Genomic DNA, 19,427 nt, shown 5'->3' on the forward strand with positions numbered 1-19,427 from the left:
CTTTTTCGTTCTCATAAGTTCAGAATGTCTTTACTTAGCATTATGATTACTTAAGTTAAGCAGGCACCGCCCCTTTACTAGCAAGCCATTGCTGAATCTCTTGGGTTTTGGTTTGTAATAAATTCTCATCACCGCGACTTTCAATATTTAAGCGAATTAATGGTTCAGTATTGGAAGCGCGTAAGTTAAAACGCCATTTGCCAAAGTTTAAACTTAAGCCATCAAGCATCGATTTGGTTGGATTTTCGGCGCTAAACTTCTCTTCGATAGCGCTAATAATGGCTGGCGCATCATGAGTGGTCAGGTGAAAATTTAGCTCGCCTGAGCTTGGATAGGCTGCAATATAACCGCTGACCAATTCTGATAAGGTTTTACCGGTAATCGATAATAACTCAATGGTCAAAAGCCACGGAATCATGCCGCTATCGCAGTAGAAAAAATCGCGAAAATAATGGTGAGCGGACATTTCGCCGCCATAAACCGCGCCAGAATCCCGCATCACTTGCTTGATAAATGAGTGCCCAGACTTGCTAATAACCGCCTTACCGTTATGCTCATCAATGACGGCTTCGGTGTTATAAATCACTCGCGGATCATAGACGATTGACTCGCCCGCATATTTATTTAAAAACGCTTGCGCGAGCATGCCAACGACATAGCTACCATCGATAAATTCGCCGTATTCATCAAATAAAAAACAGCGGTCAAAATCGCCATCAAAGGCAATGCCAAGATCGGCTTTGTTTTCCAGCACCGCTTGCTGAGTGGCGGTTCGATTGGCCTCAATCATTGGATTGGGAATGCCATTTGGAAAGCTACCATCAGGCGTATGGTGCAATTTAAGCACTTCAATTGGCGCGCCAGCTTGTGCTAACTTGTCGATTAATAAATCAACGACGGGACCTGCGCTACCATTGCCGGAGTTGATAACCAGTTTTAGCGGTTTTAATTTATCAACATCAATAAACGTCATGACATGATTGATATAAGCGCTTTTATCCGTTAGTAATTGTAATGCGCCTTGTTGATTATCCGTACTAAATTGCCCCGATTCTGCCAACGCTTGAATCTCTGCCAAGCCATCATCGGCGCTAATCGGCTTGGAATACTCTTTGACCAATTTTAAGCCATTATAATTAATCGGATTGTGGCTAGCCGTTACTTCGATACCGCCCAACGCCTGATAATAACTGGTCGCAAAGTAAACCTCTTCTGTGCCTGTCATACCCAAATCAATCACACCGACACCCGCATCGAGCATACCTTTGATGGTTGCTTGTTTTAACTGCTCACTGGAGTGGCGGATATCGCTACCGATGACGATAGCTGGCTTTAAGTCTTTTAGTTCAGCGGTAGCCTCATTATCGGCACTGTGATAACGCTCGAATAAAATTTGGGCAAAGGCACGGCCGATACGGTAGGCGATAGCTTCATCGAGATTGACGCCAAGCTCGCCGCGGATATCGTAAGCTTTAAATGACTGAATGCTAATAGGGTGAAAATCTGTTGCTGGCTGATAGCCAGTAGTCGCAGAAGTGGACATAATAATAAGCTTCCTTGTGCGTGCGTAGTAAAAAATGAGGGAGTGATAACAGGATTATAAGTCAATAAGCGTTCAATGATACACTAACTACCAAATGAGTCATAAAGCCGTAGTGGTACTTTATGTGAGCATTTTTATAATTATCCGTTTCTAAGATAAAAAATATAAGAGTATTTTATGAGTGACTTAAACAACCAAACGTTAACTTCTATTACGCCGCCCAACCCTGTACAAGGAACGCCAGTAGCAACTGGCGAGTTAGACGATTTATTAAAGTTAATGGCACGGCTGCGCGCAGATTGTCCGTGGGATAAAAAGCAAAGCAATCATAGCCTCATTCCGTACGCGATTGAAGAAGCCTATGAGCTCGGCGAAGCGGTTCAAAGCGATGATGACGAAGATATCAAGGGCGAGCTTGGCGATGTGCTTTTGCAAGTGGTGTTTCATTGTCAGATGTACGCAGAGCAAGGGCGCTTTGATATTAGCGATGTGATTACCACGTTGCAAGAAAAGCTTATTCGCCGCCATCCGCATGTCTTTGAAGCCGAAACGCTACAAGACGACGCTGCGGTAAAAGGTCGCTGGGATGAGATTAAAGCACAGGAAGACCAAGCTCGCGCCGCACGTGGCAAGCCGAAGCGTCGTTTGGATAATACCAAGGCAGGTAGTGCGTTGATGCAAGCGCAGGAAGTGCAAAAACAAGCGTCAAAATTGGGGTTTGATTGGGAAGGGGTCAGCGGCGCATTTGATAAACTCGATGAAGAAATTGCCGAGCTAAAGGCCGAGATTTTAGATAAGCCCCAAGTTGAAATCAAAACCAATATCAGAGAGATTGAAAGGGAGCTTGGCGATTGCATGTTTGCCTTGGTCAATGTCGCCCGTAAACTCGACCTCGATGCTGAAACTGCAACATTAACCTGTGTACATAAATTTAAATCACGCTTTGGTTATATAGAAGAGCAATTAGCGGCTGCTGGCAAGCGTTTAGAAGATAGCGATATCAATGAGATGGATGCGTTATGGGAAGCGGCGAAACAGCATGAACGCGACTAATAAAAGCCTATTTATTAAATGGCAGCATGCTAATTTATTTAAAAATGCCGCCGTTTTTTTAGTAGGCATATTTTCTATCATGGTGATGCTGTCTCATCCTGCCCTTGCCGCACCATGTTTTGATAATGCTAAAAGCGCTTATCATTATCTATTGACGCAAGAAGCAGCACAAAGCCAAGTGCGCACGCAGACTAGAATTAATATCAATCGCGCCACAGAAGCCGAGCTGGTGGCATTAAACGGTATTGGCAGCAGTAAAGCGCAGGCGATTATTTTATATCGCGAGATGTTTGGCGGCTTTAAAACGGTCGAAGAATTAACGAAAGTCAAAGGCATCGGCGCAAAAACGGTTGAGAGAAATCGCCAGCGTTTAAGCGTACAAGATTAAGCGCTTTATTTTGTATTATTTAACCCCCATATTGACAAAATAGCATGTAAGTAAATGTCATAACACACCCACCATGGTCAAAATTTGTTAAACTAGCGGGTACATCCGCCTGATAGACGCTGTGTTCGTCGGGGTGGTTAAGAATAAAGGCGAGGAGTAGATGCATGGCCGAGCGTGCCGCCAAGCAGTTAGAACTGAATAAATCTGAATTACCCAATTCCATTACCGAAGTGATAGCCACCCTAACCCGAGCTGGGTTTGATGCCTATATCGTCGGTGGCGGCGTGCGCGATACTTTGCTAGGCCTGCGTCCAAAAGACTTTGACGCGGTCACTGATGCCAAACCTCATGAGATTAAAGACGTCTTTGGCAAGCGTTGCCGTATTATCGGTCGCCGCTTTCAATTGGCGCATGTCTACTCTGGGCGCGAACTTATTGAAGTGGCGACCTTTCGTGGACCACCACTGAATAATTCTAATACCAATCAAGACGGGATGATTCTGCGCGACAATGTCTGGGGCGATATCAAACAAGACTTTGCCCGTCGTGACTTTTCTATCAATGCCCTTTATTATCAACCGCTCAAAGGCGTGGTACATGATTTTTGCGGCGCGCTTGAAGATATCGATAATAAAGTTATTCGTCTATTGGGTCATGCACCGACGCGTATCGAAGAAGATCCGGTCAGGTTGCTGCGTGCCCTGCGTTTTAAAGCCAAGCTTGGTTTTGATTTTGATAGCGAACTCGCCGCCCAGTTTCATGATGACAATTGGGCGCTGCTGGAGCAAATTTCTCCGCATCGTCTTTATGATGAAACGCAAAAAATGTTTACCGGTGGCTATTTAGTGCCGCTACTGCCGTTATTGTTTGAGTCGGGCGCGATTGACAGTTTAGTAATTTATCCGCCTGCTGAGCCAAGTGCCTTGGTCAAACAAGTCGCTATCAATACCGACAAACGTATCGCCGCTGGTAAAAGTATCAATCCTGCCTTCTTTTATGCCGCGTTATTGTGGGAAAACTATCTTCATCAATTGGAAAAAGCCAAAAAACGCAATATGCCTTTTGCTGACGCGCAACTGCACGCAGCGGGCAAAGTCATCGACCGTCAGCGTATCAAGACCGCCATTCCAAAATTTGCCGAACAATTTATCCGTGATATTTGGATATTACAGCCAAAATTGGCGGCGCCGCGCAGCAAACAAATTATCCAGTTGTCTGAGCATCCTCGTTTCCGCGCCGGTTTTGATTTCTTGCTATTGCGTGAGCAGTGCGGTGATGCCGAACATCCGCTTTCAGAGTCGACCAATGGCATGGGCGAGTGGTGGCAAACCTATCAAACCCTGACCGAACAGCAGCAAGATCAAGCGATTGATGATTTTGATGAGAATATCCGTCGTGGTGCCTATAAACAAGGGCAGCGTGGTCGCGGGCGTAATCGTCAAAAGCCGCAAGCTTTAAACACATCAAACCATGATAAGGTAAATCACATAGAAAACAATCAACAAAATAATGTAGACGGTAACGCCCATAGCAAGCAGGCTAATGATGCCTCAAACGTGCCGCCGCGCCGCCGCCGCGCTGCCAGCCAGTCTACTCAGCAGGCTAATAACAATGGCAGTCATAGTGCCAGCAATAATAGTCATCATAAGGGCTATGATAAGCAGCAAGCAGCACAAGATAATAATGAGCTGGCGCAATTGCAGCAGTTATCCCTGGCGAATACTGGCAAGCAAACGGCAAATAAGCGCCACGATGCCAAGCCTGTACCGTTATTTGTCATCGAGCATGAAAAAGTGGTTCCGCCATTACGCAAGCAATTGCCAACGGATGATCAGCCAAAATCTAATGCTAAATCAAAGCAAGCGCCTGTGCAGCAAAGCCCAAAAGCTGAAAATACGTCATCTAAGAAATTAGGGGTTGCACGCCAATCTGACAGCTCTGCCAACGCTGATAAGCAAGCGCAGCAGCAGGATGCAAAAGCAAAACCAGTCGATACCAAGTCTGCTGCTAGCAAAGCCGATTTTGACCAGTCAGCTTTATCTACAACGGCCAATACTAATGCTGCTACTAATGTCCATACTAAGCGTACTGTCGCCCAAACGCCAGCGCTTGTCAGCATAAATAACGAGCCGATACCGTATAAACGTCGCCGTCGTCAACCTACTGCGATAGCGGAAAATAGTAATACTGACAGTAAAAATAACGCTGATCACTTGCTTAACGTAACGGCAAAACCAGCTAGCGATAAAGAGCAAGTAGTAAATACGGCCAAGTATGAGAAAAAAGTGCCTAAAGCTGCATCATATTTTGCTGAGGATACACCGTCTGTTGCTAAAAAAGCTGCTGCAACCAAACAGAATATTAAGAAACAGACTACTCAAGCTCAGAATCGAACAGCCGCTAGCAAGATGAATGAGCAAAAAGGGCCGGTTCCATCAAAACGCCGCCGCCGTCAGCCAAGCGTTAGCAACGGTTAGGCTTACAAGCCGATTTTAAAGCACTAAAGCACAGTGAAAACTATGAACAGCCACCTTGAAACTAGCAATGCCAATAAAAGTAGTAACGATATAAGTTGGGTTACCTGTTATGTTGGTTTAGGCAGCAATCTAGAAAACGAGCTAGGTTCGCCGGTAGAGCATTTACAGCAAGCCATCGTAGCTATGCAAGAAAATAAGCAGATACGAGCGGTACGAGTGTCTTCTTTCTACGCTTCGGCGCCGATGGGACCGCAAGATCAGCCTGACTTTGTCAATGCGGTGGTAGGTTTTGAGACTACCTTAACTGCGTTTGAGCTGCTTGCATTTTGCCAAGCGCTAGAACAACAAGCCAAACGCGCCCGTTTGCGCCGCTGGGGTGAGCGCAGCCTCGATGTCGATATTTTATTGTATGGGGATATCAAAATCTCAGAGCCGCAATTAACGATACCGCACGCAGGCTTACATGAGCGCAATTTCGTCCTACTGCCGCTGCGAGAGTTGGCGCCAGAGTTAATCATTTTAAACAAACCAATAACGGATTATGCGTCCAGTGACGATTGGACGGGGCTAAAGCTATTAAAACTGAATTAATGCCTCTTTAGTGCCTCTGTAGAATTATGAATAAGTTGGATGCTACGATAGTGGCTGTGCATTTTATTAAAATATCAAAAGCTATAAATAGTTAACCGCATTGAGGGTCATATGACAACCTTATCTACTTTAAATAAATTTAAAAAAGACGGTGTTAAATTCACCTGTCTGACCTGCTATGACGCCATGTTTGCGCGTATGATGGACAACGCGCAAATCGATACGATTTTGATTGGTGATAGTTTGGGCATGGTAGTACAGGGTCATGATTCAACCTTGCCTGTCAGCGTTGATGATATGGCTTATCATACAACCAATATCGCCCGTAGTAATAAGCATGCGTTGATTTTAGCGGATTTGCCGTTTATGAGTTATGTGACGCTCCCAGATGCGGTGGCCAATAGCCGCAAGCTGATGCAGGCGGGCGCGCACGTGATTAAGATTGAAGGCGGTAGTGAGCTTTGCGATTTGGTCAAAACCTTGGCGCAAGCAGGTACGCCGACTTGTGTGCATTTAGGACTGACGCCGCAGTCTGTCAATGTCTTTGGTGGTTATAAAATACAAGGTCGCGGTGATGCAGCAGCCGAAAAACTGCTGACTGATGCTAAAGCGGTCGTCGAGGCGGGTGCAGCGCTTTTGGTATTAGAGTGTGTACCCGCTGAGCTTGCGAAGGCAGTTACAGAAGCCGTAGCTGTGCCGGTTATTGGGATTGGCGCTGGTGCTGCTACTGATGGTCAAGTCCTTGTCATGCATGACATGCTGGGCATGGTGCACGGCCGCGTACCGCGCTTTGTCCATGACTTTTTAACTGACGAGCGTAATAGCGCAGGTAGTATTGAAGGGGCTTTTGCGCTGTATCAGCAGTCGGTACGTGACGGCAGTTTTCCCACTGAGCAGCACCAATTTAGCTAGCCGTATTAAAGTAAATCGTATTAAAGTAAGCCGTATTTGATTTAATGATTTGACCATTATCAGTAGAACAAGCTGTCAGGATAAAACGTATTAACCATGTCCATTATTTATCATCACATCGCAGCGTTGCGTAACGCCTTAAACCCTTATCGTGGTCAGCAAAATGGCAAGCAGCGTATTGCGTTAGTGCCAACGATGGGCAATCTGCATGACGGTCATCTTGAGTTGGTTAAACTTGCCAAACAACATGCCGATATTGTGGTGGTGAGTATTTTCGTCAATCCTACCCAATTTGGCGTCGGTGAAGACTTTGATAGCTATCCTCGGACGTTAGATGAGGACGTTGCCAAACTTACTACTGTTGCTGCCGATTACGTATTTGCGCCCAGTATTGATGAGATGTATCCGGTATTACCGCCACCAACGTCCGTTCGAGCAGGCGCAATCACCAGCCAGTTATGTGGCCAATCGCGTCCAAGTCATTTTGATGGCGTTGGCATTGTCGTCTCAAAGCTCTTTAATATCGTCCAGCCCAATGTCGCTGTGTTTGGGCAAAAAGACTATCAGCAGTTGGCCATTATTCAGCAGTTGGTGCGTGATTTAAGTTATCCGATTAAAATCATTGGCGCACCTATCGTACGAGCGGCTGATGGTTTAGCTTTGTCTTCGCGCAATCAGTATTTAACTGAAACTGAGCGCAATATCGCTCCCATGCTTCATCAAGAATTACAGCGCTTAGCCGACCAGCTAATGAATGGCGCATATATCGAACGAGGGCTTGAGCATTTATTAGCAGCGGCTAGCGCGCGTATCACTGCCGCAGGTTTTATCATTGATTATTTAGAAGTCAAAACGGCGCAGCTTGATGCTTTAGAGATAGATGAAAAATCGACAACTTTCGCTGGAAGTCAGCAAGATTTGGTGATTTTAGTTGCTGCTTGGTTGGGCCGTGCACGCTTGTTAGACAATCAGCTAGTGACGGTAACACTGCCGTCATGAGCGCGGGAGTGGCTAGACGCAATGTATAAGGATGACGGATCATGAGTACAACTAAGGACAATGAGCACGCCAAATCAAATAACGAGCAGACACAGACACATAAAGATGGTTTAAGTATCTTGGTGGTGTCAGGGCGCTCAGGCTCGGGCAAAACCTCCGTACTCAATATCCTAGAGGATTTGGGCTATTATTCTATTGATAATATGCCTTTGTCATTGGTTCCTGAGGCGGCGCAAAAGCTGGTTTGTGATAGCGGGATTAAGCGCGTCGCCCTTGGGGTCGATATTCGCACTCCGCGTGCCGATTTGTCCAATTTTGCCGAAATACACGATACGTTAAAGCGGACGTATGGCGAAGAGGCGCTCACCGTCATTTATGTGACGGCGCAAGAGGATATCTTGGTGGCGCGCTTTAATGCCACCCGCCGCATTCATCCTTTGATGGTGCAAGATAGCAAAGGTATAGAAAATACCACTGATAATTTACCAGCGGCAATTGAAAAAGAAAACCAGCTTTTACAGCCGATATTTAGGCGTGCGGATCTTAAAATTGATACCAGTATGCTAAATATTCATCAGCTAAAAGAGCGCCTGCGCGATTATGTTGGCGCTGACAATCAAATCGCCATTAACCTGTTATCCTTTGGTTTTAAATACGGCAGCCCAATCGATGCCGACTTTGTCTTTGATGTGCGCATTTTGCCCAATCCGCATTGGAACCCAAAACTGCGCGCTGCGACAGGGCTTGATGCGGAAGTTGCTGAATTTTTTGCTGATTATCCAGAGGTGGCAGAGATGACTGACGATATCGCTACATTTTTGACGCGCTGGTTGCCAGATTTTTTACACAACAACCGTCATACGGTAACGGTTGCCATTGGCTGCACCGGTGGCAAGCATCGCTCAGTATTTATTACCAAGCATTTGCAAGATAAATTGACTACCAATCTGCCCGAAGGTTTGAGCGTTACCGCTAAGCACCGCGAAAAACATCGTTGGTAAGGCAAGGTTAGTAATGCTAATTATTAATGGTTATTAGCTACGATGAATGCTTAAGCAATATAATCAGCAAGACGCAATAAACTCTATTATTTACTATCTCGAAAAATGGAAAGCTTTTATGATTGACTGGTCAGAACAAGATATGCGCGTCTCGCGCACAGAGCTCAAAAAAGCTCATGAGCGCTTACAGGCATTGTCGATACCGCTTGCCAGCTTATCGAAAAAGCAGCTTAAAAAACTGCCGGCAAGTGATTATTTTATGGCAGAGCTGATGGCGCTTGCTGATATTACCAGTGCCAATGCGCGCAATCGTCAAACCAAACGGGTCGGTAAACTCATCAGTGAAGAAAACCGCCATGAATTGGTTAAAGCCTTGTTCGATGCTTTTTTTCCAAAAGAGCAGATTTCTAAAATCGAAAGCTGGATTGAGCGCTTAAACATCAATGATGAAGGCACGCTAAAGCAGTTTGTAAAACAATACAAAGCCTCTGAGCGTAATAGTTTGTATCAGTTGCTGCTATGGATTGAATATGCCAAACATACACAAGACGATGAATTGATGGCGGAGTCTAAAGAAGATTTGGCCAGTTATATTCGTGAAGTGGCGATATTGTCGCAGCTGAAAAGCTAATTAATAATAATGCTTATATTAATTTATAAACCATGACCTATAAAAAAGCCAATCGTTAAAGATTGGCTTTTTGCATTTTTATAAACGTTCATTTTCTTAATAATTTACACATCTTAAATTATTTTTTCTCGGCACGTACTTTATCAACGAGATAATCAACCACTTTAGGAACAGTGGCGCTTTCACCAGTCACCACATACTTACCATGGACGACTACTGCTGGTACGCCTGAAAGCTGATAACGCTTAGCACCTGCCTGTGAGCGACCAATTTTTGTGCCAACGGCAAATGAGTTATAAAGACTATTGAATTTCTTTTCATTCACCCCTTTAGATGCGTACCATTTGCTCAGTGATGCTTGGTCAAATAACTGTTTGCCGTCTTTATGCACAGCATCAAATAGGGCGTCATGGGTTTTGTCTTCATAGCCTAGTAATTGCGCGGCGTAGAAACCACGGGCGCTGGCTTCCCAAACAGGGTTTAGCGCGGCTGGGGTTTTGAAAAATGCCACGTCTTTGTCTTTGGTTTTGGCCCATTTTTCCATATGTGGATTGAGGACGTTACAATGCGGGCAGCCATACCAAAAGAATTCACGCACAATGATAGCCCCACCGCTGATTTTTTCTGGGTTGTCTAGCACGCGGTAGTCTTTTCCTGCGACATAATTGGCGGCTTGTGCGCCCATATTGGCAAACCCAATAGCACAAGCCAAACCAGTCAATGCGATGATACGTTTCATACTTTTTCCTTGAGGTGTCGAGATTCAGAATAATTGTTTCAGAAGGTTCGATTCAGCAGTCATTTAGCGCATTTGTATAGAGGTCTCACAAGTTTAAGCGGCAATGCGTCGCCTAAATCACCCTTTTATAGACTACTGCCTATAATAGCGTAAAATGCCCATAGTTGTGAACCCGATTCTTAACTAACGGTTGTAAAGCTGTGAGCTATTATTTAAGGTATCTTACTTATGGTTTTGCGCTTATTTTATACCTTGAATTTCAGCCCGATCGTCAATCCAAAGTCGTTAAGCCAAATTTTTTCAATATAAGAATAACTGACTCATAAGACTATAATTTGCGCGTTTCACAAACGGTGACGATGTACTCACGACAAAGTTGCTGCTCTCATGCTAATATTGAGCGTAGCATCATACTTCCCGATAATAACTATAATGCCAATAAAGGAAAAATCCTATGAGCCAAGTTTTACCTTCTGCGCAGCTTGTGAATCATCAACAAAACAATCCTACTGACAATATGAGCAATAGTAATAATGCTGCTAACGAATTCAATCAAAACACGGCGATTAATGTCGATGCCAGCGAAGTAGAAAAATTCAACAATTTGGCGAGCGAGTGGTGGAATAAAACCGGCGCCTTTGCCACCTTACACGAAATCAATCCGCTACGCCTTAATTGGATAGAAGGCAACGTCAAGCACGGCTTTAAGAGTGCCGATAGCAGTAAAATCGCAGAGTTGGGCTTGGCGGGTAAAAAAGTTCTTGATGTCGGTTGCGGCGGCGGTATCTTGTCAGAATCAATGGCGCGACGCGGCGCTGATGTTACTGGTATTGACCTTGGCACAGAAAATCTCAAAGCGGCGGCCTTGCATGCTGAGCAAAGCAATTTAGATAATACCTTGCGTTATCAGCACATTCCGATTGAACAATTGGCTGAAACCCATGCCGGCCAGTTCGATGTGGTGACTTGTATGGAGATGCTCGAGCATGTACCAGACCCAACTGCCATCGTTGAGGCGTGTTTTAAGCTACTAGCGCCAGGCGGCGTTTGCGTGCTCTCGACCATTAACCGCAACCCTAAGTCCTACTTATTTGCCATCGTTGGCGCTGAGTATGTATTGCGCCTACTTGATCGCGGCACCCATGATTACGCCAAATTTATCACCCCAGCCGAATTGGATAAAATGGCAATTAATACGGGTTTCAGCCGTCAAGATATGATTGGGCTGCATTATAATCCGTTGACCAAACGCTACTGGTTGGCGCAAAACGTCGATGTCAATTATATGATGGCGGTACAAAAACCGCTGACGTAAATTTTTTTTATGAGTATTCCTTTTTAACCAATTTTTAAATCCATGTTTTAAATTAATATTAAGAGCGCCTGTTATGAGTCAATTTGTAAAAGCTGTCTTGTTCGACCTTGATGGGACGTTAATCGACACTGCCGCCGATTTCGTCCGGATTATTGGTAAAATGAGCGGCGAGAATGATTGGCAAGCACCACCTGAAGCTGAGATTCGTGAGCAAGTTTCCGCAGGCGCTTCGTCGATGGTACGCTTGATGCTGCGTCATAACGGCCAACTTGAGGTTAGTGAAGAGGCATTGCTTGAGTTTCGTCAGCAGTTTTTAGACGATTATGAAGCCGATATATGCGTCGATAGCTGTGTTTTTAGCGAGCTTGAAGAAGTACTGCGCACCTTAGAGGATAAAGGCGTGCCGTGGGGAATTGTCACCAATAAGCCGCGCTATTTAGCAGAGCTTTTGCTAGAAACAATGCAGTTAGATGAGCGCTGCTCGGTACTGGTCTGTCCTGATGATGTATCACGCTCTAAGCCAGATCCAGAGCCGATGTATATGGCGTTGGAAAAACTCGCTATCCCGCGCGGCGCTGCTGAAAGCGTACTTTATATTGGCGACCATATACGCGATATCGAAGCGGGCAACGCCGCTGGTATGACAACCATTTTAGCTGCCTATGGTTATATCCCGCCTGAAGATCAAAAAAACTTAAAGAAATGGGGTGCTGACTACATTACCGATAGCCCTAAAGAGTTGAGTAAGCTTTTACTTGCTTCAGGTAAGTTTGACTATTTATAAAATAACTACTTATAAAGCAAATAAGCCATTCATCAAGATAGCTAATAAGCAACCTACCTATTAAATCATCAAATAATAAGCAGTGAGTAATGCCATGAGTGACAATACTAATCCGCCTACGCCGCAGCAAGCCAATCAAGCAGTTGCGCAAAACGCTGTACCATCTGTATCGCACGACGCTATTCGTAATTTTATACCGCCTGATAACTGCTTAGATGGTAAAACAATTTTGGTCACGGGTGCTGGTGATGGTATCGGCCGTGTTGCCGCCTTGACCTATGCGCGTTACGGTGCGACGGTGTTACTGTTGGGTCGTACCAGTAGCAAACTTGAATACGTTTATGATGAAATCGAAAGCTTTGGCGGCAAGCAGCCTGCCATGCTACCGATGAATCTCGAAGGTGCGACTTATGCTGAGATGCAAACGCTAGAGAATTTGATAGCAAAAGAAGTCGGACAGCTCGATGGGGTATTGCACAACGCTGGCATGCTAGGTGCTTTGACACCGCTTGAGATGTACGATGTCGATATGTTTGCTCAAGTGATGAAGGTCAACTTTACTTCCACCTTTATGCTCACCCAAGCGCTACTGCCGCTGCTTAAAGATGCCGCCCATGGTTCTATCGTCTTTACTTCTAGTAGCGTTGGCACCCATCCGCGCGCGTTTTGGGGTGCCTATGCACTGTCCAAGCAAGCGGTAGAAGGCATGAGTGATATATTTACCCAAGAGACGCAAAATACCACCAATTTACGCTTCAATTGCATCAACCCCGGCGGCACCCGTACCAATATGCGTGCTCATGCTTTTCCGGGTGAAAATCCGATGAGCCTGAAAACGCCAGAAGATATTATGGGCGGTTATGTGTTTTTGATGAGTGATGAAAGCATCGGCGTACGCGGTCAAGTGGTTGAGCTGCAACCAAAAGACTAATCGTCATCTACAGTTCTATTGAGCAATAATTTCATAGCTATTTTTATCATTGATAAAACCGCTTATTTATTGAAATAAACGTTATGTAGACCCATCTATTTGTTATTAAAGACTTTTATCAATTAAGACCTAAATAGCATTAATAAAAAATAGGATACGATTATGGCAGGTGGCTGGTCAAGAGATGGAGCAGAACATGAGCAAATGGATGCAACGGTTAACGATGCGTTAGAACGCGCACGGCGCTCACTGCCGACCGGTGAAAGCGCTGAGTTTTGTGATGAGTGTGGCAATCCCATTCCAGAAGCGCGGCGCATAGCGGTACCGGGTGTGCAGCACTGTGTTAGCTGTCAGTCTGAGCTTGAAAAAGAAGCAAGGGCGACCGAGTTATTTAATCGCCGCGGTAGTAAGGACAGTCAATTACGTTAGGCTTACGTACTAAATATTTAGCGTTAAACCAATAGTTATACCAAACCCAAAAATTAAAGTTGTGCCCAAGCACGAGCAGTTAACGACCGAATTCTTTGTGGCTGTTTAAGCAAATTATTCCAAGCCAAGCAAGCGGCATCGACAATAGCCTCATAACTGTCATAACAACGATTAGATAACTCATTTTGCTTAAGGTACTGCCATACTCTCTCAGAAGGATTCAGCTCAGGTGAATAAGGCGGTAGTTTAAGCATAGTGACATTAGCCTGATTCAAGCTTGGTTGATGCCATAATGCGCCATCCATCACCACCACCGCATGACGTCCTTTTGGAACGGCTTTACTAATCTCTTGCATATGCAATAACATGGTGTGTTTATTAACGAAAGGCAGTACTAAGCCGACCGCCTTCTTTGTCGCTGGACAAAAGGCACCAAACAGATAAGCGGAATGAAACTGTTGCTGTTTGATCAGTCGAGGTCGCCCACCGCGATAGTGCCAAACTCTGGTCAATGAGCCTTGTTGTCCTATTCGAGTTTCATCTTGAAACCAGATGTCCACTTGATCTAGGCTTACATCAGTAGGCAGTGACGCCTTAACCTGTGCTATAAAGTTTTTTTAAAAGCGTCTTGAGCTTGTATGTCGGCTTTTGGATGCTGACTACGAGCACTTATCCAACTCATATCAATACGCTTGAGTAGCTCGTAGATACCGTTAACGGTGTAGTGAGCGTTGTAGTGTTCTTTAGCCAATTGCTGAATGTCTTTGCCTGTTAGACGACCGCCAGCTCGCTTTTCTTGTTCAGAGACTATCATGGCTTTAAAAGCGGCTGTGTCTGCTTCTGCCAATTTGCTGTGACGACCTCGACGATGACGATCGTAGAGACTTTCAAGTCCTCGTTCATAATATCGCTTCAATGTCCGTCTGGCAGTTTCAGGATGTATGCAGAGGTCTTTGGCAATATCGTTAGTGGCTTTGCCCATACTATATTGGTATAAGATGAGCAGGCGTAGTCGGGCTCTGGGATTGCGCTCAGTCTTTGAGTGTTTGCCAAAGTCATGGTCTTCTAGGTTATGTATTGGTATAGTCATAAGTGGATGATACTATATATTTTGGGTTTGGTATTAGAACAATAAAAAAGCCCTGCAATCAATGTGCAGGGCTTTTTTATTGCATTAATTTCTATAGCATTAAATAGTATCAACACTGAATGCTAAAGCTATTCACTTTTAGCGGCTTCAACTTCTGCTTCATCGGGTACGAATACATAGCCGACGCCCCAAACGGTTTGGATATAACGCGCCTGTGACGGATTATCCTCAATCAGGCGGCGCAAACGTGATACTTGCACATCGATAGAACGCTCCATCGCGCCCCATTCACGGCCGCGAGCAAGGTTCATCAATTTATCACGCGTCAACGGCTCACGCGGATGCTGCACCAAGGCTTTTAATACCGAGAATTCACCGGTTGTTAAAGTAACCACATTGCCATCACGTTTCAGGGTACGGGTCGATAAATCAAGCGTCCATGGTCCAAACTCAACCACTTCAAGTTGATGGCTTGGCGCACCCGGCAGTTCACGATTTTGACGACGCAGCACCGCCTTGATACGAGCGAGCAACTCTTTTGGGTTAAATGGCTTTGGCAAATAGTCATCAGCACCGGCTTCAAGGCCAGCGATACGATCGGCATCGCCACCTTTGGCCGTCAGCATGATGATCGGTATATCGCCATTATCTTCACGCAAACGCTTACAGATACTAATACCGTCTTCGCCTGGCAGCATCAAATCCAATACCACCAATGAGAACAGCTCACGCTGCATCAATTTGTCCATTTGATTGCCATCATGAGCGGTACGAACGACAAAACCATCGTCTTCTAGAAAACGCTGCAATAAAGAGCGCAAGCGTGCATCGTCATCAACGACCAAAATACGCTGGTTTAAGGTGTCAGGGCTGTTATTATCTGTCATACAGTCATCCTCTTATAAAAATTATTATTGGTAGAAATTGTGATTAAAAATACAAGGGTTAATATCTTTGTTAATAAAAATAGAATTCAAAAAAGCGTCCATAAAGGTAACAATATTAGTGTTACTAGCTAGGAATCATTCCATCGATTGCTAAAAATCAATAAGTATAACAAACTAGTGTTCAGTACAGTAGTAAACTGCAATATTTGTACGATTAAGACTTTAGTGTATAAGATTGCTGTAATAATTGCATCAATGATAATGCTAAATGCTGTATGCGTTTGTTTAACAGGGCGCAAGAACGGACAATATCAGACGATTTTTGCCAGAAAACAGGTGATAAATAACGAAAAGATAAAAAGGATTTTTATTCATGCAGCTTTTGCTATAATGCAAAACTACATTTCTCAACGATTGATACGTCTATGAGTAGCACTGATACCTTAACGCCATCTCAAACCTCGACAAATGCACAGGTTTTGGATGCAACCACACACGCGAATATTCACGACAAGCTTGCTCGCGCGCTTGGCATTAAGACTGCTCAAGTCAATGCGTTTGTCAAACTTTACGATGAAGGCGCGACCGTTCCCTTTATTGCCCGTTACCGTAAAGAAAAGACGCAGAATCTTGACGATGCGCAGCTGCGAGCTTTAGAGAAGTCGCTCAATTATGAGCGTGATATGGCAACCCGTCGCCTTAAAATTACCGAGCTGCTAAGCACGCAGGGTAATTTGACTGACGAGCTGCAGACGCGTATTGATAATGCGACATCGAAACTTGAGCTTGAAGACATCTACTTGCCATACCGTCCACGTCGCCGTTCGCCGGCTGCTAAAGCACGTGCCGCCGGTCTTGATGTGGCAGCACAAGCGGTCTTAACGCAAGAGATTACGCCGACAGCAGCACTTGCCGACTATCAAGTCCAATCTAGCATTACCGATGATAGTGGTAATGAGATTGAAGTCGACTTCAGCGATATCGACAAGCAATTGGCAGGCGTACAAGCCATCATCGTTGATGAATGGACGCAAGCGTTAGACTTACTCGATAATCTACGCAGTGGCTTTGCGAAAACGGCGAGTATCGTATCGAGCGTCGCCAGTGAAGAAAAACGCGAAGTTGGTGAGAAGTTCAAAGATTACTTTGAACATAGTGAAAGCCTTGCGCGTCTGCCGAATCATCGTTTATTAGCGATGCTGCGCGGTCGCCAAGAAAACGTTTTAGGTCTTAAAATCGAAGGCGAAGACGCGCCATTTATTGAAAAAATCGTTAAGCACTTTGAGATTGATGCCAAAGCGCCAGCAGAACGTCAAGAGTTTTTAACAGAAGCCGCGACCAGTTTATGGAAAGAAAAATGGCGTCCGCATATCGAGCATCGTTTATTGACAGAAAAACGTCTGACCGCTGAAGCCGATGCGATTGATGTATTTGCCAATAACTTACAGCATTTACTCATGTCAGCGCCTGCCGGCCGTAAAGTGATTTTAGGTGTCGATCCTGGTATTCGTCATGGCGTCAAAATGGCGATTGTCGATGCCCAAGGCCATGTCATGCTAGATAGCGAAGAAAAGCCTGTCGTCGCAACCGTTTATCCATTCGCTCCTGATAATAAGATGGATGAAGCCAAAAAAGTCATCGATGAATTATTAAGTACTTATAATGTAGATTTGGTCGCTATCGGCAACGGTACCGCGAGCCGCGAAACAGACGCGATGATTAAAGAGATTTTGGCTGCCAACGCTGAGTTAAAAGCCAAAGCCGTAATCGTTAATGAGTCAGGCGCGTCAGTTTATTCGGCGAGTGAGCTTGCCAGCGACGAGCTTGCCAATTTAGATGTCTCGGTACGCGGTGCGGTTTCTATCGCCCGCCGCTTGCAAGATCCGCTATCAGAGCTAGTTAAGGTTGACCCAAAAGCGATAGGCGTTGGTCAATATCAGCATGATGTCAACCAAACCCAGTTGGCAGATAGTTTAGATAAAGTCACGCAAGACAGCGTGAACGCCGTTGGTGTTGATGTAAATACAGCAAGTCCTGCTATCTTGGCGCATATTGCTGGTTTGAATAAAAATGTCGCCCAGCAAATCGTCACCTATCGTAAAGAGCACGGCGCCTTTGATAGCCGTGAAGCATTAAAGAACGTCCCACGCTTAGGGGTAAAAACCTTTGAGCAAGCGGCAGGTTTCTTACGTGTGCACGGCGGTAGCAATCCCCTTGATGCGACAGGTGTGCATCCAGAAAGCTATGCGTTGGTTGACAGCTTACTTGAGCAGACGGGTAAAGCATTACCAGAAGTTATCGGTAACGATGGCGTGTTAAACAGCATCGATACCACTGCGCTCGCTGCTAATGATGATAATATCAGTGTCAAAGCCATCATCGAAGAGCTTGCCAAGCCTGCACGTGATCCGCGCCCTGAGTTTAAAACGGCTAACTTCCGTGAAGACGTTAATAGTATTAAAGACTTAAGCGAGGGCATGCAGCTTGAAGGTGTTGTTACCAACGTGACAGCCTTTGGTTGCTTCGTTGATGTCGGCGTCCACCAAGATGGCCTTGTGCATATCTCACAAATGGCCAATGATTTCGTCGCTGACCCGATGAACCGCGTCAAACCTGGTGATATCGTCTCGGTACGTGTGATTTCTATCGACGAAAAACGCGGCCGTATCGGCTTTAGTATGAAGCCTGAATCTGAAAAACCCGTACGCTCAGCTGCGAAGTCAACTGCAGAAGGTACGGGTAATGAGAATAAAACCAATCGTCCACGTAGCAACCGTCCAAGTGATAGTCGTCCAGCGGCTGATAAGCGTTCGTCAAAACCACGTGGCAATCGTCAAGATAAAGATAATGCCAACAACCGTCGTAAAGCACCTAGAGTGGAGAAAGCAGGCGCATCTCATAAAGAAGCACCTAATAAAATAGGCACGCTTGGCGCGCTGTTGCAGGAAGCTGGCGTTACTAAAACTAAAAAATAATATTTATCATAAAGATTAACCAAAAAAGGCAGCCATCTGGCTGCCTTTTTTATTGAGAATATATTGGAGGATTCTCTTTAAAATTGATTTCGCTATTTATGTTTTATAGCGCTTGCGTTGGCTCGGCATCTTCTTCGTTTTCTGATAACGCTTCTTCTTGTAGGGCTGCTTCTTCATCTAGCATAGCTTGCTGCAAATCTTGTTGTTGCATCGCTGCTTCATCATCTTGCATGGCTTGTTGCTGCATTGCTGCTTCTGGATTTTGTATTGCGGCTTGTTGTGCCTGCATGTCTTCTTGCATGGTATTTTGAATTGTCGCTTGCTCAGCTTGTAGCTCAGTAGTCATTGGCTGTTGGCTAGCAAGATTATTAACCTGTGCTCTTTTGATCGTTTGAGTTTCGCTTAACTGAAATGGATTAGAGTGATCGGCTGCGGCTTCATTTGTAGGAGTGCCTTCAGCTTCGAGGGTGGTTGCAGTGGCTGCATCTTCTACTGCTTCGCTAGCAGTAGGGGCTGCCATAGCCAAACTTGGGATAGTGAGCGCTGCGCCCATAAGTAACGATAAAGATAGAGTACTTTTTTTCATTAATCCATTCCTTAATTTACAATCTTATAATGTCAGTTTAAGGAGTTTTAAACTTGACGCTTATATTGAGTATTGTTGTATAAAATAAAATTGCTA

Annotated in this window: 19 protein-coding genes; 13 read left to right on the forward strand and 6 right to left on the reverse strand. The window is 45.0% G+C overall.

What is annotated here, in order from left to right; genetic code table 11:
- Nucleotides 1–55 precede the first annotated feature (55 nt).
- Entirely contained in the window at nt 56–1,543 is a 1,488-nt protein-coding gene (locus RAH45_RS00670; RefSeq protein ID WP_227678261.1) for a phosphohexomutase domain-containing protein, read from the reverse strand.
- A 177-nt stretch (nt 1,544–1,720) separates the two neighbouring features.
- Here RAH45_RS00670 and mazG point away from each other — a divergent pair, with 177 nt between their 5' ends.
- The 8 genes from mazG to yjgA all read left to right on the forward strand — a co-directional run bounded on the left by mazG (nt 1,721) and on the right by yjgA (nt 9,595).
- On the forward strand, nt 1,721–2,596 hold the full coding sequence (mazG, locus tag RAH45_RS00675; RefSeq protein ID WP_198327943.1) for a nucleoside triphosphate pyrophosphohydrolase: 876 nt from the start codon (nt 1,721–1,723) through the stop codon (nt 2,594–2,596).
- On the forward strand, nt 2,583–2,984 hold the full coding sequence (locus RAH45_RS00680; RefSeq protein ID WP_198327944.1) for a ComEA family DNA-binding protein: 402 nt from the start codon (nt 2,583–2,585) through the stop codon (nt 2,982–2,984). Before mazG ends, RAH45_RS00680 begins: the two co-directional genes overlap by 14 nt.
- Nucleotides 2,985–3,148: 164 nt before the next feature.
- A complete protein-coding gene (pcnB, locus tag RAH45_RS00685; protein ID WP_198327945.1) occupies nt 3,149–5,461 on the forward strand; it encodes a polynucleotide adenylyltransferase PcnB in 2,313 nt (770 codons plus the stop codon).
- A 42-nt stretch (nt 5,462–5,503) separates the two neighbouring features.
- Nucleotides 5,504–6,052: a 2-amino-4-hydroxy-6-hydroxymethyldihydropteridine diphosphokinase gene (gene folK / locus RAH45_RS00690; RefSeq protein WP_198327946.1), complete on the forward strand. Its 549-nt coding sequence runs from the start codon at nt 5,504–5,506 to the stop codon at nt 6,050–6,052.
- A 111-nt stretch (nt 6,053–6,163) separates the two neighbouring features.
- Nucleotides 6,164–6,964, forward strand: a complete 801-nt coding sequence (gene panB / locus RAH45_RS00695) for a 3-methyl-2-oxobutanoate hydroxymethyltransferase (protein WP_198327947.1) — start codon at nt 6,164–6,166, stop codon at nt 6,962–6,964.
- A gap of 96 nt (nt 6,965–7,060) precedes the next feature.
- Nucleotides 7,061–7,963 carry a pantoate--beta-alanine ligase gene (gene panC, locus RAH45_RS00700; protein WP_198327948.1) on the forward strand — a complete coding sequence of 301 codons (903 nt, stop codon included), beginning with the start codon at nt 7,061–7,063 and terminating at the stop codon, nt 7,961–7,963.
- A gap of 41 nt (nt 7,964–8,004) precedes the next feature.
- Complete coding sequence (rapZ, locus tag RAH45_RS00705) at nt 8,005–8,964, forward strand: RNase adapter RapZ (protein ID WP_198327949.1); 960 nt, start codon at nt 8,005–8,007, stop codon at nt 8,962–8,964.
- A 118-nt stretch (nt 8,965–9,082) separates the two neighbouring features.
- Nucleotides 9,083–9,595: a ribosome biogenesis factor YjgA gene (gene yjgA, locus RAH45_RS00710; RefSeq protein WP_198327950.1), complete on the forward strand. Its 513-nt coding sequence runs from the start codon at nt 9,083–9,085 to the stop codon at nt 9,593–9,595.
- 118 nt (nt 9,596–9,713) lie between these two features.
- Here yjgA and RAH45_RS00715 read toward each other — a convergent pair whose 3' ends face one another.
- Nucleotides 9,714–10,334: a thiol:disulfide interchange protein DsbA/DsbL gene (locus tag RAH45_RS00715; protein WP_306495377.1), complete on the reverse strand. Its 621-nt coding sequence runs from the start codon at nt 10,332–10,334 to the stop codon at nt 9,714–9,716.
- A 454-nt stretch (nt 10,335–10,788) separates the two neighbouring features.
- Between RAH45_RS00715 and ubiG the strand changes: the two genes are divergently transcribed.
- From ubiG to RAH45_RS00735, 4 genes are all read left to right on the forward strand, one after another.
- On the forward strand, nt 10,789–11,649 hold the full coding sequence (gene ubiG / locus RAH45_RS00720; protein ID WP_306495378.1) for a bifunctional 2-polyprenyl-6-hydroxyphenol methylase/3-demethylubiquinol 3-O-methyltransferase UbiG: 861 nt from the start codon (nt 10,789–10,791) through the stop codon (nt 11,647–11,649).
- Nucleotides 11,650–11,722: 73 nt separating this feature from the next.
- Nucleotides 11,723–12,433, forward strand: a complete 711-nt coding sequence (locus RAH45_RS00725) for an HAD family hydrolase (protein ID WP_306495379.1) — start codon at nt 11,723–11,725, stop codon at nt 12,431–12,433.
- 94 nt (nt 12,434–12,527) lie between these two features.
- On the forward strand, nt 12,528–13,364 hold the full coding sequence (locus RAH45_RS00730; RefSeq protein ID WP_227678260.1) for a YciK family oxidoreductase: 837 nt from the start codon (nt 12,528–12,530) through the stop codon (nt 13,362–13,364).
- A gap of 162 nt (nt 13,365–13,526) precedes the next feature.
- Nucleotides 13,527–13,793, forward strand: coding sequence for a DksA/TraR family C4-type zinc finger protein (locus tag RAH45_RS00735; RefSeq protein WP_198327953.1), 267 nt, complete (start codon nt 13,527–13,529; stop codon nt 13,791–13,793).
- Nucleotides 13,794–13,846: 53 nt separating this feature from the next.
- On the opposite strand, the gene RAH45_RS00740 is transcribed toward RAH45_RS00735, so the two are convergent.
- The 3 genes from RAH45_RS00740 to ompR form a co-directional block, all read right to left on the reverse strand.
- Nucleotides 13,847–14,353: an IS630 family transposase gene (locus tag RAH45_RS00740; RefSeq protein WP_192992684.1), complete on the reverse strand. Its 507-nt coding sequence runs from the start codon at nt 14,351–14,353 to the stop codon at nt 13,847–13,849.
- A 44-nt stretch (nt 14,354–14,397) separates the two neighbouring features.
- Nucleotides 14,398–14,883 carry a winged helix-turn-helix domain-containing protein gene (locus RAH45_RS00745; RefSeq protein WP_305935888.1) on the reverse strand — a complete coding sequence of 162 codons (486 nt, stop codon included), beginning with the start codon at nt 14,881–14,883 and terminating at the stop codon, nt 14,398–14,400.
- 128 nt (nt 14,884–15,011) lie between these two features.
- Nucleotides 15,012–15,770 carry an osmolarity response regulator transcription factor OmpR gene (ompR, locus tag RAH45_RS00750; protein ID WP_068407795.1) on the reverse strand — a complete coding sequence of 253 codons (759 nt, stop codon included), beginning with the start codon at nt 15,768–15,770 and terminating at the stop codon, nt 15,012–15,014.
- 425 nt (nt 15,771–16,195) lie between these two features.
- Between ompR and RAH45_RS00755 the strand changes: the two genes are divergently transcribed.
- Complete coding sequence (locus tag RAH45_RS00755; RefSeq protein ID WP_198327954.1) at nt 16,196–18,745, forward strand: Tex family protein; 2,550 nt, start codon at nt 16,196–16,198, stop codon at nt 18,743–18,745.
- 103 nt (nt 18,746–18,848) lie between these two features.
- Here RAH45_RS00755 and RAH45_RS00760 read toward each other — a convergent pair whose 3' ends face one another.
- Nucleotides 18,849–19,331 carry a hypothetical protein gene (locus RAH45_RS00760; RefSeq protein WP_198327955.1) on the reverse strand — a complete coding sequence of 161 codons (483 nt, stop codon included), beginning with the start codon at nt 19,329–19,331 and terminating at the stop codon, nt 18,849–18,851.
- Nucleotides 19,332–19,427: the final 96 nt, after the last annotated feature.

Origin of the sequence: Psychrobacter sp. van23A, from assembly GCF_030845275.1 — a bacterium.
In the GTDB taxonomy this organism is placed as follows: Bacteria; Pseudomonadota; Gammaproteobacteria; order Pseudomonadales; family Moraxellaceae; genus Psychrobacter; species Psychrobacter faecalis.